10 protein-coding genes are annotated in these 15,601 nt (G+C 66.1%); 6 read left to right on the top strand and 4 right to left on the bottom strand.

Annotated features, from left to right (window positions below; all coding sequences use genetic code 11):
* Window positions 1–155: 155 nt before the first annotated feature.
* Genes O5K31_RS16050 through O5K31_RS16065 form a run of 4 tightly spaced genes read left to right on the top strand, consistent with a single transcriptional unit; the run spans window position 156 to window position 8,760 of the window.
* Complete coding sequence (locus tag O5K31_RS16050) at window positions 156–3,251, top strand: TonB-dependent receptor (protein ID WP_269714753.1); 3,096 nt, start codon at window positions 156–158, stop codon at window positions 3,249–3,251.
* Window positions 3,252–3,304: 53 nt separating this feature from the next.
* Window positions 3,305–4,372 (top strand): alginate lyase family protein, encoded by a 1,068-nt coding sequence (locus O5K31_RS16055; protein ID WP_269714754.1) that lies wholly within the window; start codon window positions 3,305–3,307, stop codon window positions 4,370–4,372.
* Window positions 4,373–4,410: 38 nt separating this feature from the next.
* Window positions 4,411–6,855, top strand: a complete 2,445-nt coding sequence (locus tag O5K31_RS16060; protein WP_269714755.1) for a glycoside hydrolase family 3 protein — start codon at window positions 4,411–4,413, stop codon at window positions 6,853–6,855.
* 45 nt (window positions 6,856–6,900) lie between these two features.
* On the top strand, window positions 6,901–8,760 hold the full coding sequence (locus tag O5K31_RS16065; RefSeq protein ID WP_269714756.1) for a glycoside hydrolase family 2 protein: 1,860 nt from the start codon (window positions 6,901–6,903) through the stop codon (window positions 8,758–8,760).
* A gap of 8 nt (window positions 8,761–8,768) precedes the next feature.
* Here the strand turns inward: O5K31_RS16065 and O5K31_RS16070 are convergent, their stop codons facing one another.
* On the bottom strand, window positions 8,769–9,608 hold the full coding sequence (locus tag O5K31_RS16070; protein WP_442867732.1) for a rhamnogalacturonan acetylesterase: 840 nt from the start codon (window positions 9,606–9,608) through the stop codon (window positions 8,769–8,771).
* 168 nt (window positions 9,609–9,776) lie between these two features.
* On the opposite strand from O5K31_RS16070, the gene O5K31_RS16075 reads away from it, so the two are divergent.
* Both O5K31_RS16075 and O5K31_RS16080 read left to right on the top strand, forming a co-directional pair.
* Window positions 9,777–10,127, top strand: coding sequence for a hypothetical protein (locus O5K31_RS16075; RefSeq protein WP_269714757.1), 351 nt, complete (start codon window positions 9,777–9,779; stop codon window positions 10,125–10,127).
* A gap of 42 nt (window positions 10,128–10,169) precedes the next feature.
* Window positions 10,170–10,919 (top strand): hypothetical protein, encoded by a 750-nt coding sequence (locus tag O5K31_RS16080; protein ID WP_269714758.1) that lies wholly within the window; start codon window positions 10,170–10,172, stop codon window positions 10,917–10,919.
* A gap of 99 nt (window positions 10,920–11,018) precedes the next feature.
* Here O5K31_RS16080 and O5K31_RS16085 read toward each other — a convergent pair whose 3' ends face one another.
* The 3 genes from O5K31_RS16085 to O5K31_RS16095 all read right to left on the bottom strand — a co-directional run bounded on the left by O5K31_RS16085 (window position 11,019) and on the right by O5K31_RS16095 (window position 15,590).
* Complete coding sequence (locus O5K31_RS16085; RefSeq protein WP_269714759.1) at window positions 11,019–13,085, bottom strand: PAS domain-containing protein; 2,067 nt, start codon at window positions 13,083–13,085, stop codon at window positions 11,019–11,021.
* A 15-nt stretch (window positions 13,086–13,100) separates the two neighbouring features.
* On the bottom strand, window positions 13,101–14,585 hold the full coding sequence (locus O5K31_RS16090) for an ATPase domain-containing protein (RefSeq protein ID WP_269714760.1): 1,485 nt from the start codon (window positions 14,583–14,585) through the stop codon (window positions 13,101–13,103).
* Window positions 14,586–14,753: 168 nt separating this feature from the next.
* Window positions 14,754–15,590, bottom strand: a complete 837-nt coding sequence (locus O5K31_RS16095) for a hypothetical protein (protein WP_269714761.1) — start codon at window positions 15,588–15,590, stop codon at window positions 14,754–14,756.
* Between the last annotated feature and the right edge of the window lie 11 nt (window positions 15,591–15,601).

A 15,601-nucleotide genomic window follows, 5' to 3' on the forward strand; every position in this document is an offset into this window, starting at 1 on the left:
TTTCCAATGCTTGGGGCGCCGCAGTCACATTGGTCAAGCCATTCACGGGCTCAGCGCAACTTCTATCAAAATTTGGCAATACCAATCTTGACGCAGAACGGCGATTGGCCTGATATCTTAGGCACAAAGACGCCATAGTGCGTTGGGGAGGGAATATGAATACTGCTCATCGTGGGGCGCTACGCGCCGCGCTCCTGGCTTCCTGCGCCGTCTTGGCCACGTCGCCTGCTTTCGCCCAGACCGCCGCGCCCGACGACGCCGCCGCCGAAGAGGCCGCCGTTGAAGAGGTGGTGGTCACCGGTTTCAGGGCCGCATACGCCAACGCCATCGCCACCAAGCGCGATACGCTGCAGATTTCGGACGGCATCTCGGCCGACGGCATGGGCCGCTTCCCCGACCTTAACGTGGGCGAGGCTGTCCAGCGCATCCCCGGCATTCAGATCAACCGCGAGGCTGACAGCCGTAACGCGACCATCTCGCTGCGTGGCCTGCCCGGCACCTTCGCGCGCACGACCCTGAACGGCGGCGCCTTCGCCGATCCGATCCTCAACGGCTCCACCCCCCTGGGCGCCTTCAACTCCGACATCTTCACCGCCATCAACGTGATCAAGTCGCCGACCGCGGCCGACCTCGCGGGCGGCCTGTCTGGCAATGTGGACCTGCGCATCGCACCGGCCCTGCAGCGCACCGACGGCGGGTTCCTGAAGACCGCATACGAATACAATGAGCTGGGTGAGCTGGGCAGCCCGCTGGCCACGGTCGGCTACAACAAGCACCTCACCGACGACTTCGCGGTGTTCGGCGTCCTGGCCTACAAGTCAGAGAAGTTCCGCCGCGACTCCATCACGGTGAACTCCTGGGCCAACCGCCTGGGATCGATCCAGGTCGGCAATCAGGCCGTCCCCGGCCAGAACCCCGTCTATGACGCCCTGATCGCGGCCAATCCGGGCGGGGTCTATTATCCCAGCCAGACGCGCCAGCTGGTAAAGTTCAACCGTGGCGACACGTGGTCCGGCGCCACCGGTTTCGAGTGGCGGATCAATGACAACTGGAAGTTCGGGGCCAACGGCTTCTTCACCAAGCGCAAGCTGGATGAGGCCACCAACAACCTGCTCTATATCGACGCCACCGCGGGCCAGGGCTCCAACACGGCGCTGGGCGCCACCTCGGCGGTCGCACGCATCAGCAACATCGGCACGCCCTACATCGTCAAGACGCCCAACGGTGATCGCGCCTATATCAACTCGTTCTCCGCCGAGAACATCAACACCTTTGACTCCATCCGTTCGGAGCCTGCGGAAAACTCGACCTGGGCGATCAATCCGACCCTCCAGTTCGACAACGATGAATGGCGCGCCACCGCCAACCTGACCGTCTCTCGCGCCAAGGCGATGGCCGATCAGATCGAATTCGACATCGTCCAGAACCCTTATCGGAACCTGGGAGCGGCCGGCCTCAACGGCATCACCACCTCGGTCAGCCTGGGCGGGACGGATCTGTCCGACTACACTGCCGTCCTGAATACGCCGCGCAGCACCCACATTCCCACTGGGGGCTATCCCATCCCAGCCACGCCGAACGCCGCCACCCAGGCCGGCGCGCAGATGCCCGGTCAGGCGGCAGGCACGCCAGGCGATCGCTTTGGGGTGACCGGCACCAACGGTTCGGCCAAGAACGATCTGGACTCGTTCCAGCTCGATCTGGAGCGCACCTTCGCCGAGGACGGCTTCATCACCGCCATCCAGTTCGGCGGCCGCGCCGAGCGCCGCGAGTTCACCTCAAGCGGTTCGCGCAACACGTCCCTGGGCTCACTGACCCAGAACATCACCCCGGCCATGGCCGCCCAGTTGTCCTATGCCCGCGACTTCTTCGGCGGCAAGGCGGACGGCGCCACGTCCAACTGGATGAATGTCGACGTCAAACAGATCCTGTCGGTCGTCACGCCGATCAACACCGCGCCCCGCACGGCCGCCAATCCCAACGGCCTGCCCGACCAGTTCGCGCTCAATGCTCCGGGCGTGTTCCTCACCCCGTATGGCTTCATCAACAACTACTGGGACGGCAACTACTGGAACAACAACTTCACCAGCAAGGACGAGATCTATTCGGCCTATGCGGTGGGCAAGTTCCAGACCCAAGTGCTCAGCATCCCGGTGCGCGGCGCCCTGGGCGTGCGCTACGAGTACACCAACAACGAGATCACCGCGCTCAACTGCATAAACTGCTCGGCAGCGACGTCGGTGGTCGCCGGTCCGGTCAATCACTCGCTGACCACGGCCAAGACCGACAAGAACTACGACTACTGGCTGCCGTCCCTGGTGCTCGCCGCCGACCTGCGCGAGGACCTGATCCTGCGCGCCGCGGCCTACTCCACCTATGTGCGCCCCGGTCCGCGCGACATCGTGCCCACCAGCTTCGTGGCGGCGCCGATCAACCTGACCCCGCCGGTCGATCCCGTCTATACGGTCACCATCGGCGCCACGGGCCTCAAGCCCTACACCTCCGACTCCTATGACCTGTCGCTGGAGTGGTACAATCGTCCGGGCGGGCTGATCGCCCTGGCCGCCTACCGCAAGGAGATCAGCGGCTATATCGGCCCGATCACCGATCCGGCGCAGCTTTGCCCCGCCAATGGGGTTATCCCGGGCCTCGACCAGAACCTGGGCAACCTGTCGATCGACAACTCGGCCGGCACCCCGCGCTGCATCAGCTCCAACCAGTTCATCGGCGCTGGCGGCGTACTGAAGAACGCTCAGGTCAATGTCAGCGGTCAGACCAACCAGAACGACATGACGGTCACCGGCGTGGAGTTCAACATCCAGCAGAACCTCGACTTCCTGCCGGGCTTCTGGCGCCATTTCGGCGGGGCGTTCAACTACTCCTACACGACCATCGACGGGAAGGATCAGGCCGGCAAGGCGATCACGCTGCCCAACGTGTCGAAGAACAACATCAACCTGATTGGCTACTACGAGGCCGACAAGTTCGGGCTGCGTCTCGTCTACAACTGGCGTGACAAGTACGACCTGGCGGCGGGCAACTCGTTCGTGGGCGATGCGCGGACGGTCAAGGCCCGCAGCCAGCTGGACGCGTCGGCGTCCTACAAGATCCGTGAAAACCTCACGATCTCGGCGGATGCGTTCAACCTGACCGACGCGACGCGCTCGGAATACGAGAACGACCCGATGCTGCCACGCCGCATCGACTACGACGGCCGCACCTATCAAGTGACCCTGCGCGCCACGTTCTAAGTTCAAGGCCGGGTCCCGGAAGGGGCCCGGCCTCTCTTTTATGGGAGCGTTCGATGCGATCGACCCTGATCTTCGCAGCCCTGCTGACCACTCTGACCGCCGCGCCGGCACTCGCCGCCGGCGGTTTCGCCATCTGCGCCCCTGCAACGGCGTCTTCGGACAAGTCCGCCCCCGAGCTTCAACGCGTGCTGGAACGCGCGGCGGCTAATCGCGGACGCGCGGCGGGAGCCATTCCCAAGCTCCATACCGAGGGCACCCTGCCCGGTCACGGGATCCGCGACATCAGCATCAAGGCCAAGGCCGATCACCCGATCACCCTGGACTTCGCCCTGGCCTGGCGCCTGACTGGCGAGCGCGCCTATCTGGACCAGACCGCCCGTTATCTGAAGGCTTGGGCCGACATCTACGAGATGTCGTTCAACCCTATCGACGAGACGGGCTTTGACGCCCTCATGCTGTCATACGACCTGACCAAGCAGGACCTGCCGCCGGCGCTGCGCGCTCGGATGGACGGGTTCTGGCGGCGCATGGCCGTCGGCTATCTGGACGCCATGGACGCAGGCCCCAGGAACGCCAACACCAACTGGCAAAGCCACCGCATCAAGCTGGCGACCATGAGCGCCTTCCTGACCGGGGACACGGCGCTGATCACCCGCGCCCGCGAGGCCTACCGCGCCCAGGTCGCGGCCAATCTAAACGCCGACGGCACGACGTTCGATTTCCACGAGCGCGACGCCCTGCACTATGTCACCTACAATTTCGACCCGCTGCTCATGGCGATGCTGGCGGCCAAGGCCAACGGCCAGGACTGGTTCTCCTACCAGGCGCCGAGCGGCTCCAGTCTGCCCCACTCGCTCGATTGGTTCGCGGCCTACGCCCGGGGCGACAAGACTCATATCGAGTTCGCCAACTCCAAGATCCAGTTCGACCGCGACCGCGCCGCCGCCGGTCAGTCCGAATACGCGCCCCATCCCTGGAAGCCCGGCGGTTCTGTGAACACCTTCGCGCTGGCCGCTGTGCTGGACCCCAAGTATGCCGCCCTGAGCCGCGAACTTTCGAGCCGTTATGGGCGGCCTGGCCCGGCCTGGCTGGCGGTGTGCCTGCCGCGGCCCGCCGTCTAGTCTGGCGGTCATTGCGCCCTTTTTTGTTGGAGTAAGCCATGATCCGCGCCGCCCTCATCGCCAGCGCCGCCGCTCTCGCCCTGGCCAGCGGCTCACAGGCCCAGCCAGGTCAGGCCCATCCCCAAAACTGGCCCCGTTCGGCTAGCCCCGCGGCCATGGAAGATGCGGCGACCGAAGCCCTGGTGCGCGATCTGCTGTCGAAGATGACCCTGGAGGAAAAGGTCGGCCAGACCATCCAGGCTGACATCAGCTACATCAAGCCCGAAGACCTGAAGACCTATCCGCTGGGCTCGCTGCTGGCGGGGGGAAGTTCTGGCCCCTTTGGCGATGAGCGCGGTGACGCGGCCAAGTGGCTGGCTATGGTCAATGCCTTCAGAGCCGCGGCGGCGGAGCGGCCGGGAACCCAGATTCCGCTGATGTTCGGCATCGACGCGGTCCACGGCCACAACAATCTGGTGGGCGCGACGCTGTTTCCGCACAACATCGGACTGGGCGCCGCGCGCGATGCTGATCTTGTGGCGCGTATCGGTGTCGCCACCGCCAAGGAGGTCGCCGCCACGGGCGCCGACTGGACTTTCGGTCCAACGCTGGCTGTCCCGCGCGACGATCGCTGGGGCCGCACCTATGAAGGCTATGGCGAGACGCCGGAACTGGCCCGTCTCTACGCCGGCCCCATGACGCTTGGCCTGCAAGGCGTCCTGTCCCCCGACCGCACCCTGGCCAATGGTCACATCGCCGGATCGGCCAAGCATTTCCTGGCGGACGGCGGCACGGACGCGGGACTCGACCAGGGCGACTTCAAGGGCGACGAGGCGCAGCTGATCGCCGAGCATCTGTCGGGCTATCGCGAAGCCATCGACGCCGGGGTGCTGACCATCATGGCCTCGTTCTCCAGCTGGAACGGGGTCAAGCACACGGGCAACAGGAGCCTGCTGACCGACGTGCTTCGCGGCCCCCTGGGTTTCAAAGGCTTCGTCGTCGGCGACTGGAACGCCCATGGTCAGGTCGAGGGCTGCAGCAAGGAAAGCTGCGCGGCCGCGATGAACGCGGGCCTGGACATGTACATGGCCCCCGACAGCTGGCGGGGTCTCTACGCCAACACCCTGGCCCAGGTCCGATCGGGCGAAATCCCGCAGGCGCGGATCGACGAAGCCGCCGCCCGCATCCTGCGCGTGAAGATCAAGACCGGCCTGTTTGGCCCCCGCCCCGCCATCGAGGGCGACCGCTCGGTGATCGGGTCTGCCGCCCACCGCGATCTGGCCCGCGAAGCGGTGGCCAAGTCGCTCGTCCTGCTCAAGAACAACGGGGTGTTGCCGGTCAAGCCGGGCGCGCGGGTGCTGGTGGCTGGGCGCGCCGCCGACGACATCGGCCTGGCCTCGGGCGGCTGGACGATATCCTGGCAAGGCACGGGCACGACCAACGCCGACTTCCCTGGCGGCCAGTCGATCTGGGCAGGCCTCAAGAGCGCCGTCGAGGCTACGGGAGGCTCGGCGGAGCTGAATGTCGATGGCGCCTTCGCCCAAAAGCCCGACGTCGCCGTCGTTGTGTTTGGCGAAGACCCCTATGCCGAGTTCCAAGGGGACGTGGACAATCTGGATTATGCGCCGACCGAGCCCCTGGCCCTTCTGAAGGCCCTGCGCGCCAAAGGCGTGCCGACCGTTGCGCTGTTCCTGTCAGGCCGGCCGCTATGGACCAATCTCGAGATCAACGCGGCCGACGCCTTCGTGGCGGCTTGGTTGCCCGGCAGTCAGGCCGGGGCCGTGGCCGAGGTTCTGGTGGCGGGCAAGGACGGCAAGCCAGTGCGGGATTTCACCGGCCGCCTGTCGTTCTCCTGGCCCAAGACCGCCGCCCAGGGCCCGCTCAATTTTGGCGACGCCGGCTATGATCCGCAGTTCGCCTATGGCTATGGGCTGTCCTACGCCAAGCCCGGCCAGGTCGGAGCTCTGAAGGAGGAGTCCGGCGTGGCGCCGGGCGCGGGTCCGATGGCCCGCTACTTCGCCGATGGCCGCATCGTGGCCCCTTGGTCCCTGACCCTGCAGGACGCGGACGGTCGCACCATGCGGGTTGGTCAGCTTCGTCAGTCGACCAGTCCCGCGGGCTCGGTGCACTACGACACCATCGACGGCGGCGCTCAGGAGTCGGCTAGGCGCTTTGACTTCATCAAGCCGGGTTCGGCGTGGTTAGGAGGCCGCCCGGTCGACCTGACGTCCTTGGCGAAGGACGGCTATGGATTGAGCGTGCGCTATCGGCGCATCGACGCCTCGTCGGCGTCGGTCTGGTTTGGCGTCGAGGGCGCAGATCAGCCGTTGGTGCCTGCCCGCGCCTGGACGTCGGCCAGCGTTCCCCTGACATGTTTTGCCACGCAGGGCGCGGGTCTGGCGAAGATCGGCAAGCCCTTCGTGCTGCGAGGCGAGGCCGGCGCGCAGGTCGAGATCGAGGACGTTCGCCTGGTCAAGACTTCCGCGACGGGTTGCCCGCGCTAGTCATCGCGTCATCAATCGCGATCAAAGACGTTTAGGAGACCGATCATGTTGCGCTCCATTCTTGCCGGCGCCGCCCTGGCCCTGGGTCTGCTCGCCGCGACGGGCGGTCAGGCGCAGGGGCTGATCCTGACGCGGGCCGACCTTCGCGCCGGCCAGTCCCTGGATGGCCAGTGGACCTATTCCATCGATCCCTATCGCGATGGCCTGCTGGGCTTTCATCGCGGCGAGGCAGGGGTCGGGCACCGGCGCTATGAAGACAGCGACGTCGATGCGGTGACCCGCGCCGACCCGACCGCGCTCTACGAGTACGACATGCAGCGCTCGGCGACGGCCGACCTGCCCGCCTCGTGGCTGACGCACACCCCCGAGCTTCGCCACTATCAGGGGCTTGTCTGGTACCAGCGCCGCTTCCAGGCCAAGCCGCCGGCGGGCCAGCGCGCCTTCCTGCGCTTCGAGGCGGTCAACTACACCGCTAAGGTCTATCTGAACGGCAAGAAGGTCGGCGAGCATGAGGGTGGCTTCACGCCCTTCTCGTTCGAGGTCACCGACCTCCTGCGCGACGGCGAGAACAACCTGACCGTGGGCGTGGATTCGACGCAGACGCCAGAGGGCGTGCCCCCGCCTGTCACCGACTGGGAGAACTATGGCGGCCTGACCCGGTCCGTGAAGCTGGTCTATGCGCCGCAAACCTTCGTGGATGATGCCTGGGTGCGACTGGATCGCCAAGGCCGGATCGCCGCTACCGTCCATCTGGACGGCACTTCCGCCGCCGGCCAGCCCGTCACCGTGCGCATCGCCAAACTGGGCCTGACCCTGTCAGGAACCACCGACGCCCAGGGCGCCTGGACGGGCGAGGTCAAGGCGCCGCGCAACCTGGCGCGGTGGTCGCCGAAATCGCCGACGCTCTACGACGTCACGATCGCGGCGGCAGGCGATCAGCTGACGGATCGCGTCGGTCTGCGCACCCTCGAAGCCAAGGGGGGCCAGATCCTGTTGAACGGCAAGCCGATCTTCCTGCGCGGCATCAGCCTGCACGAGGAGGAGCTGGGCGAGAACCCGTCCCGGACCATGACCGAGGCCTCCGCCCGCGCGCTTTTGATGGAGGCCAAGGACGGCCTGGACGCCAATTTCGTGCGCCTAGCCCACTATCCCCATGCCGAGATCACCACCCGCCTGGCCGATGAGATGGGCCTGCTCGTGTGGAGCGAAATCCCCGTCTACTGGCTGGTCGATTTCGCCAATCCCAAGACCCTGACCCTGGCGCGGTCCATGCTCGCCGAGAACATCCGACGGGATCGCAATCGCGCCTCCATCGCCTTCTGGAGCGTGGCCAACGAGACGCCCGTGAGCGACGCACGCAACCGCTTCCTGGGCCGGCTTGTCGATGACGTTCGCGCTCTGGACGACACGCGACTGGTGACGGCGGCCCTGCTGGCCAATCGAGTCGAGACCGCTGATGGTCGCCAGACGGTGATCAACGACCCGCTGGGCGAGCATCTCGATGTGCTGGCCGTCAACACCTACAGCGGCTGGTATGGGGACGACACGCTGGATGCGGTGCCTTCCATGCGCTGGGCGGCGACCGACAAGCCGTTGATCTTCTCGGAGTTCGGGGCCGACGCCAAGGCGGGGTTCAGCGACCCGCAGCTTCAGCGCAAGTTCTCCGAGGACTTCCAGGCGCGCTACTACGTCCAGACCCTGGCGATGGTGAGCAAGGTCCCCACGGTCGCGGGCATGTCGCCCTGGGTGCTCAAGGACTTCCGCGCGCCGCGCCGGCAACACCCGCTGTATCAGCAGGGCTGGAACCGCAAGGGCCTGATCTCCCCGTCGGGACAACGCAAGGCCGCGTTCGAGGTCTTGGCAAATTTCTATCGCGACCGGGCGCGTGAGCAGCCCGATCCGTAAGGGCCCTGTCAGGGGATCAGGTCGCGCCGCAGGGCGGGCACAGCCTGGACCAGCCCAGCGGTGACCATGGTGGCGAAGTAGTCGGCGCCCTCGGGCCCCAGATGCGTGTAGTCGAACGCAAGCTTGGCCTGGCCCATTGGCTCGATCTGGGCGTTGTTCTGCTGTGGCGGTTTGGGAGAAGCAGCCGCCGCCGCCGCCGGCGTGGCGGGCTTGGACGAGATCGTGGTTCCGGTCCGCGCGGCGGCGAGAATTTCGGGCGTGGGCGGCGATTGGGCCAAGCGGGTCGCTTGCGCCGCGCCCATGGCCTGCACGGCGGCGGTGCTGGCGGCATGCAGATCGACCAGGGGCGCGCCGGTCTCGGCGGCCACCTGCCGCGTCGCCTGCGCCCAGGGCTCGAGGTCGCGGATCAGTTGGCCGTCAGTGAACTGGCGGCGGGTCAAAGGCGTGACCAGGACCGGGATCGCGCCAGCCGCCCGCACTTCCTCGACATAGCGCTTCAGGTTGGCCGGGTACTCGGTGGCCAGATCCGTGGAGCGGCCGGGCTTGCCGGGTTGGTCGTTGTGACCGAATTGAATGAGGACGTAGGTGGCGGAAAATCCGCCGGACTTCATCTCGCTGAGCGCGACATTCCATGAGCCCTCGGCCCGGTAGTTGCTGGTGCTGCGACCACCGCGCGCCAGGTTCACGCAGGCCACCGCGGACATGACATGCTTGCCGCAGAAGCTTGGCCCCCAACCACCCTGTACCGCCGTGGTGGAATCTCCGACCAGGACGATCTTGACCGCCCGAAAGTTCGAGGTTTGGGCGACGGCGGACGCAGACGTCAAGGTCGCGGCGACGATCAGCAACCCACAGCGCCTTGCCCAGCCTGCTGCTTGGGAATGAGACATGGGTGAACCCTTTTCGCCGGAGCCGACGAAGTCTCACGCAACCGCCTCGTCATGCAAGAGCGCGGCCGCCGATAGCGGAACCTCCGTAGCTGCCGCGTCTTAGTTGCGTCAGCACGGAGACATCCAATGACGAAAATTATGCTGAGCCTGGCCGCCCTGACGATGGCGGCGGGCCTTTCCGCCTGTGGCGCGCCTGAAGACAATACCGACAACACGGCCGGCCCGGTGGTCTCGACCTCCGAGGCTCCCCGCAACGAGGCGATCGACACCACCCCGACCACGGATGACGCGGCTCCGGCGGCGGGCGCCAGCTCCTTCACAGAGGACCAGGCCCGCGGTGCGATCGAGAAGGCGGGCTACTCTTCAATCGGCGCCCTGACGCAGAACGAACAGGGCCTGTGGATGGCGCCGGCGACCAAGGACGGCGCTCAAGTGACCGTCTCGGTCGACTACAAGGGCGTCGTGACGCCCAACTGATCTCGACCGCACCCCCAAATTTGAATCTAGGAAGCATTGACCATGACCCGCACCGTCACGCGGCTGTTTGACAGCCACACTGAAGCGCTCGCCGCAGTCTCCGATCTGGAGACGGCCGGCGTTTCGCATGAACGCATCAGCATCGTCTCCAACAACAGCGACAACTGGCACGAAGGCCACAAGCACGCATCGGGCGCCGGCCCGCTCGGCGACGCCAATGGCGACGGTGAAAACGACGTGGCCGACGGCGCTGGCAAGGGCGCCACGACCGGCGGCCTGATCGGCGGCGGCGCAGGTCTGCTGGCCGGCCTTGGCATGCTGGCCATTCCTGGCCTTGGTCCCGTTGTGGCTGCAGGCTGGCTGGCCTCCACCGCCGTTGGCGCGGCTGTCGGAGCGGCGGCCGGCGGCGCGACCGGGGGCCTCCTGGGCGCCTTGAAGGAAGCTGGTCACTCAGACGAAGAAGCCAACGTCTATTCCGAAGGCGTTCGGCGCGGCGGAACGCTGGTCAGCGTCCGCGCCGATGATAGCGAAGCCGATCGCATCGAGGCCCTCCTGAACGGCCGCAACGGCTTTGACGCCTCGAGCCGCGGCGCAGCCTACCGCGAGGCCGGCTGGACGCAGTTCAACCAGGACGCTCAGCCCTACAGCCGAGAAGACATCGAGCGTGAACGCAGCCTGCGACGTGAGGACCGCTCCTTCACCGGTTCAAGCGACGACGTGAGCGTTGACGATCGCAGCGGCCGCCAAGCGCCATATGCGGGCGGGACAACAAGCCCTGCTCGCGACATCTAGCGGCAAACTTTGAATGTCGAAGGGCCCTGACCGGTAGTCCGGCCAGGGCCCTTTTGCGTTGCGGGTGGTAAGCAGCGGATCGGATCTATCCAGGACGGCCTAGCCGTTCTGCGCGCCCGTTAACTCGGCGATCTTTCCCCCCAAGGTGTTCAGGTCGAATGGCTTGGCGATCATGTCCATGTTGGTGCCCAAGAAGCTCGAACGTATGGCGGCGTTCTCGGCATAGCCGGTCACGAACAGGATCGGCAGCTCAGGGCGGTATTGGCGCGCTACTTCCGCTAGCTGACGCCCGTTCATGCCAGGCAGGCCGACATCGGAGACCATGAAGTCCACCGGCTCAGGGGAGCGCAGGTGAGCGATCGCCGCTTGGGGCTCGGCCGCCTCCATCACCGCATAGCCCAGCTCGATCAAAAGGTCCCTCACCAGCAATCGAACTGACGGGTCGTCCTCCACCAAAAGGACGCTCTTGCCACCACCGTCATGGTCCGAGAGGCGCTTGGTCGGCGCCGCGGCGGCCTCCACCGCTTGGGCGACGGGGAGCAGCAGTTCGACCGTGGCGCCGCCGCCGGGGCTGCTAAAGATTCGAACCTGCCCGCCGCTTTGCTTGGCGAAGCCATAAACCATCGACAGCCCGAGTCCGGTTCCCTGGCCGATGGGCTTGGTGGTGAAGAACGGTTCGAACACCCGATCCAGGACCTCCGGGGCCATACCCACGCCGGTGTCGAGCACGGCGATCCGTACGTAAGATTGCGGCATGCCGCTCTCATCACCGCTGTCGTCGACCAGAGCGGTCTCGATCCGCAGCGTCCCGCCCGTCGGCATGGCGTCGCGGGCGTTGATGCACAGGTTGAGGATGGCGCTCTCGAGCTGATTGGCGTCGACGACTAGCGGGCGATCAGCCTCCAGGGCGACCTCCACCTGGATGTGCTCGCCGACCGTGCGCAGCAGCAGGTCGAGTAAAGAGGCGATGAGCTGATTGGCGTCGACGGCCTTGGGGTCGAGGGTCTGGCGGCGTGAGAAGGCCAAAAGACGTTCGGTCAGTGCGGCGGCGCGCGCCGCCGAGGCCGAGGCCGCATCCATGTAGCGGTCGATATCGTCGTCACGGCCGGCCGCGCGCCGGCGACGGATCATGTCGTGAGCGCCAATGATGCCGGTGAGCATATTGTTGAAGTCGTGGGCGATACCGCCCGTCAGCTGACCTACCGCTTCCATCTTTTGGCTTTGGCGCAGCGCCGCTTCGGTCTGGGCGCGACTTTCGACCTCGGCCTGCAGTTCGCGTGTGCGCTCGGCGACCCGCTCCTCCAGTTGTTCAGCGGTCTGGCGCAAGGCTTCCTCGCCCATCACCCGCTCAGTGACGTCCATGACAAAGACGTGGAAACCATCGACCGCGCCGGAGGCGTCGTGTCGCGGCAGATAGCGAATGTCGGCTTCCCGACGTCGCCCGTCGGCGTGAGGCCAACTGAGTTGCAGCCGCGCCTCGTGGCCCGCCAGCGCCCGCTCCATACTTGGCCATCGGGCGGCGAAGGCTTCTTCGCCGGCGACCTCCCTGACGTGCCTTCCAAGCACCGCTTCAGGCTCTTGGCCGAACCAGTCCAGATAGGCGCGGTTGGCGAAGCGATAGCGCAGGTCCGATCCGACAAAGCCGATCAGCACCGGCAGAGCGTCAGCGATGCGTTTCAGTTCCGCCTCGCTTTCAGCCAGGTCTCTGCGGCTTTTGACAAGCTCTGCGATGTGATCGCGCGTCTGAAACTGGCGCTGGCGACTGCGTAGCGCCGAATCGATCGCGCTGATCAAGGAGGTCGAACCCAGAGGGCGCTCAAGCACCACGAGATTGTTGGCTAGACCCCGGACGGAGATGCGGGCTGCGTCGGCCGCGCCGGGCCGATGGATGTTCTTTGATACCAGCAACAGGACGGGGATGTCCGACCAGGATGGCTGCTCTTCCAAGGCTTGGCGCAGAAAGCGAAGATCGCCAGCGAGGCCTTCTTCGGTGACGACAACCATTCCCACGCCATCGTCCAACCGCGCGGCCAAGACTTCAATCCGGTCGAAGGTCGCCGCGCTGTAGCCAGCACGCTCCGCCAGGCGCGCGACATTGGCCCCGTCACTGCCGAAGGGCGCGCAGATCAGGACCAGCCGCCCTTCCTGCTCAAACTCAGGCGGCAACAAACCGCTCCCTCATCAAGCGCGATCTTCCAAAAGAGGCTGAGGCTCGCCGATGTATTCGGGGGTTCCGGTCATCACGCCCTTGAAGTCCACAAGCGGCTCGCCGACGCGCAAGCCTCGACTATCAACGCGCAGCTCCCGAATTGAGTCTTCGTGAGCGCCCCCGCGATTCTTGATCACTGAGATGGCCTTGCGCATGCGACCGCCGGCTTCGAAGAAGCGCACAAGGATCACAGCGTCCGATACGTAAGAGACGTCCAGGGTCGATGACATTGTGCCGACCAGCCCATGCTGCGGATTGATCAGCAGCGTCGTGACGCCTTGCTGGTTCAGATAGGACAGCAGTTCGTGGATTTGCAGGAGCATCTGCTGCTCCTGCGGCATAGCGGCCATGTAGCCGTTGAGGCTGTCGATGGCGATCAAGCGAACCTTGCGCACCTCGACCTCCTCGCGCACCAGGGCGACGAATTGGCCGGGCGACATCTCCGCCGGATCGATCTGCTGGATCTTGAGACAACCCTCCCTGACATGTCGCTCAAGGTCCATTCCCATGGCCTTGCTCCTGACCAGGAGCGTGCCGATCCGCTCGTCAAACTCATAGAGGACTGTCGGCTCGCCGCGCTCGCAGGCGGCGTAGAGATATTGCAGGGCAAGCGTCGTCTTACCCGCGCCCGCCGGGCCGCTGATCAAGGTGCTGGAGCCACGCAGGGGACCACCGGCCAGCAAGGCGTCGAGCTCTGACAGTCCGCTCGGTGTGGGCTCGCCCGTGAAGGGAACGTGATGTTCGGAAGCGATCAGTCTTGGGAAGACTTCGAGCCCCCCCTTGCGGATCGTCAGATCGTGGTAGCCGGCGATGAAGTCCACGCCGCGGAGCTTTTGAACCTGCAGCCTGCGGCGGGCGGCGCCGAACTGCAGCGTCAGCCGCTCAAGGGTGATCACCCCGTGGCACAGACTGTGCAGATGCGCATCGCGCCCGCCCGAGGTCGACAGGTCGTCCACCAGCAGAACCGTCGTCTTGCGACCTGCGAAGAACTGCTTGAGAGCCAAAACCTGGCGGCGATAGCGCAAGGGGTCCTGGGCCAGCAGCCGCATTTCCGACAGGCTGTCAAAGACCACGCGTCGCGGATTGATCTTCTCCACCTGCTCCTGGATGAGCCGGATAGTGCCGCCCAGCTCCACTTCCCAGGAGTTGAGGATCGATTGCTGACGCCCCTGGCCAAGCACCTCGTCGGCGGACGACAGTTCGAAAAGCTCGATCCCGTCCAGCGTCCAGCCGTGGGATGCGGCCACCGCCCGCAGCTCTTCGCTCGTTTCCGATAGGGTGATGTAGAGGACCGGCTCGCCGCGTTCGACGCCCTCGCGAAGGAACTGCAGGCCTAAGGTGGTCTTGCCCGAACCTGGCTCGCCTTCGACCAGATAGAGCCTTTCTGGCGGCAACCCTCCACGCAAAATCAGATCAAGACCGGTATTGCCGGTGGAGATACGGGTTGTTTCGGTCATGCGGCCTCACGCGCCAGGCCCCTTCAGCCCAGCCTTCCTTTCAGGAAAAGCCCGACCTATGGCCAAGGTTCCCCGGCCGCGGCGTCCAGGAGGGGTCAGCGCCGGGATCAATGTGTCGTTATGTCTGGGCGCAGATGCGGGTCAGAGCCCGCGGCTCGTGAGCCAAGGTCAACCGGCGCGCCATTCGCTAAGCACAGCCCCCGAGGCGTCTTCGAACGCCACGCGATCGACGCGCGCCGCCGCGATGCAAACGGGGCGCTGGTCGGGGCTGGCCGCCCGGCAGCGGACGGCCCGGCCACTGGCGAAGGCGGTGAAGCGTCCCTCGAGGACCAGACGGTAGCCGCCTGTAGTGGCGGGGGGCGCACCATCTTCGCCGCGCAGAGCCGTGGTATAGGCGCGGCCGTTGCGGCGCCCCAGCCGCGAGCTCGACTCATCAAACACCGCCGCGATGCCGGCCGATTGGGGTGATGGCCGCGCCGGCTCGCTGGCCAGGGGGTCGGCCGTCACGGCGGGGCAGCCGCCCGACAGCTGCCACGGGCGCAGCAGCCAAAACCCTTCGGCCGCCTCCCAGCTTTGGTCGCCGCCCTCGATCAGGGCGGAGCCGCTCCAATCGGCGGGGGCAAGATCAATCTGGACCGCCTTACGATCCTGCGACCAGCTCCATCGCCCGACGCCATCGCCTGGCGCATCGGCGGCCCTGGGCGGCGCCGGGCCGCCGCAGCCAAAGACCTGACGAACCACAAAGCGCCGTCCAGCCAAACCCTCGCCCGCAGGCTCTTGTCCGGCCGCATAGGCGGACGCCGCTACGCTCATCGCCTCAAGAAGGGCGGCGCGATCAACGACGGGCTGCGGCGGCTGCGGCGGTGTCGGGCTCACGGCCGCAACCGGCGGCGATTGCGGCTCCGGCGCCATGGCCTCTTGCTGGCGCTCACAGGCGCTCAGGGCGAATGCGGACGCCGCAAGGACGACCATCGGCAGGCAAAGCGTCGCGATGGGCTTTAGCATGGGGGACAGCC

It is taken from the genome of Caulobacter sp. NIBR2454 (assembly GCF_027474405.1).
In the GTDB taxonomy this organism is placed as follows: Bacteria; Pseudomonadota; Alphaproteobacteria; order Caulobacterales; family Caulobacteraceae; genus Caulobacter.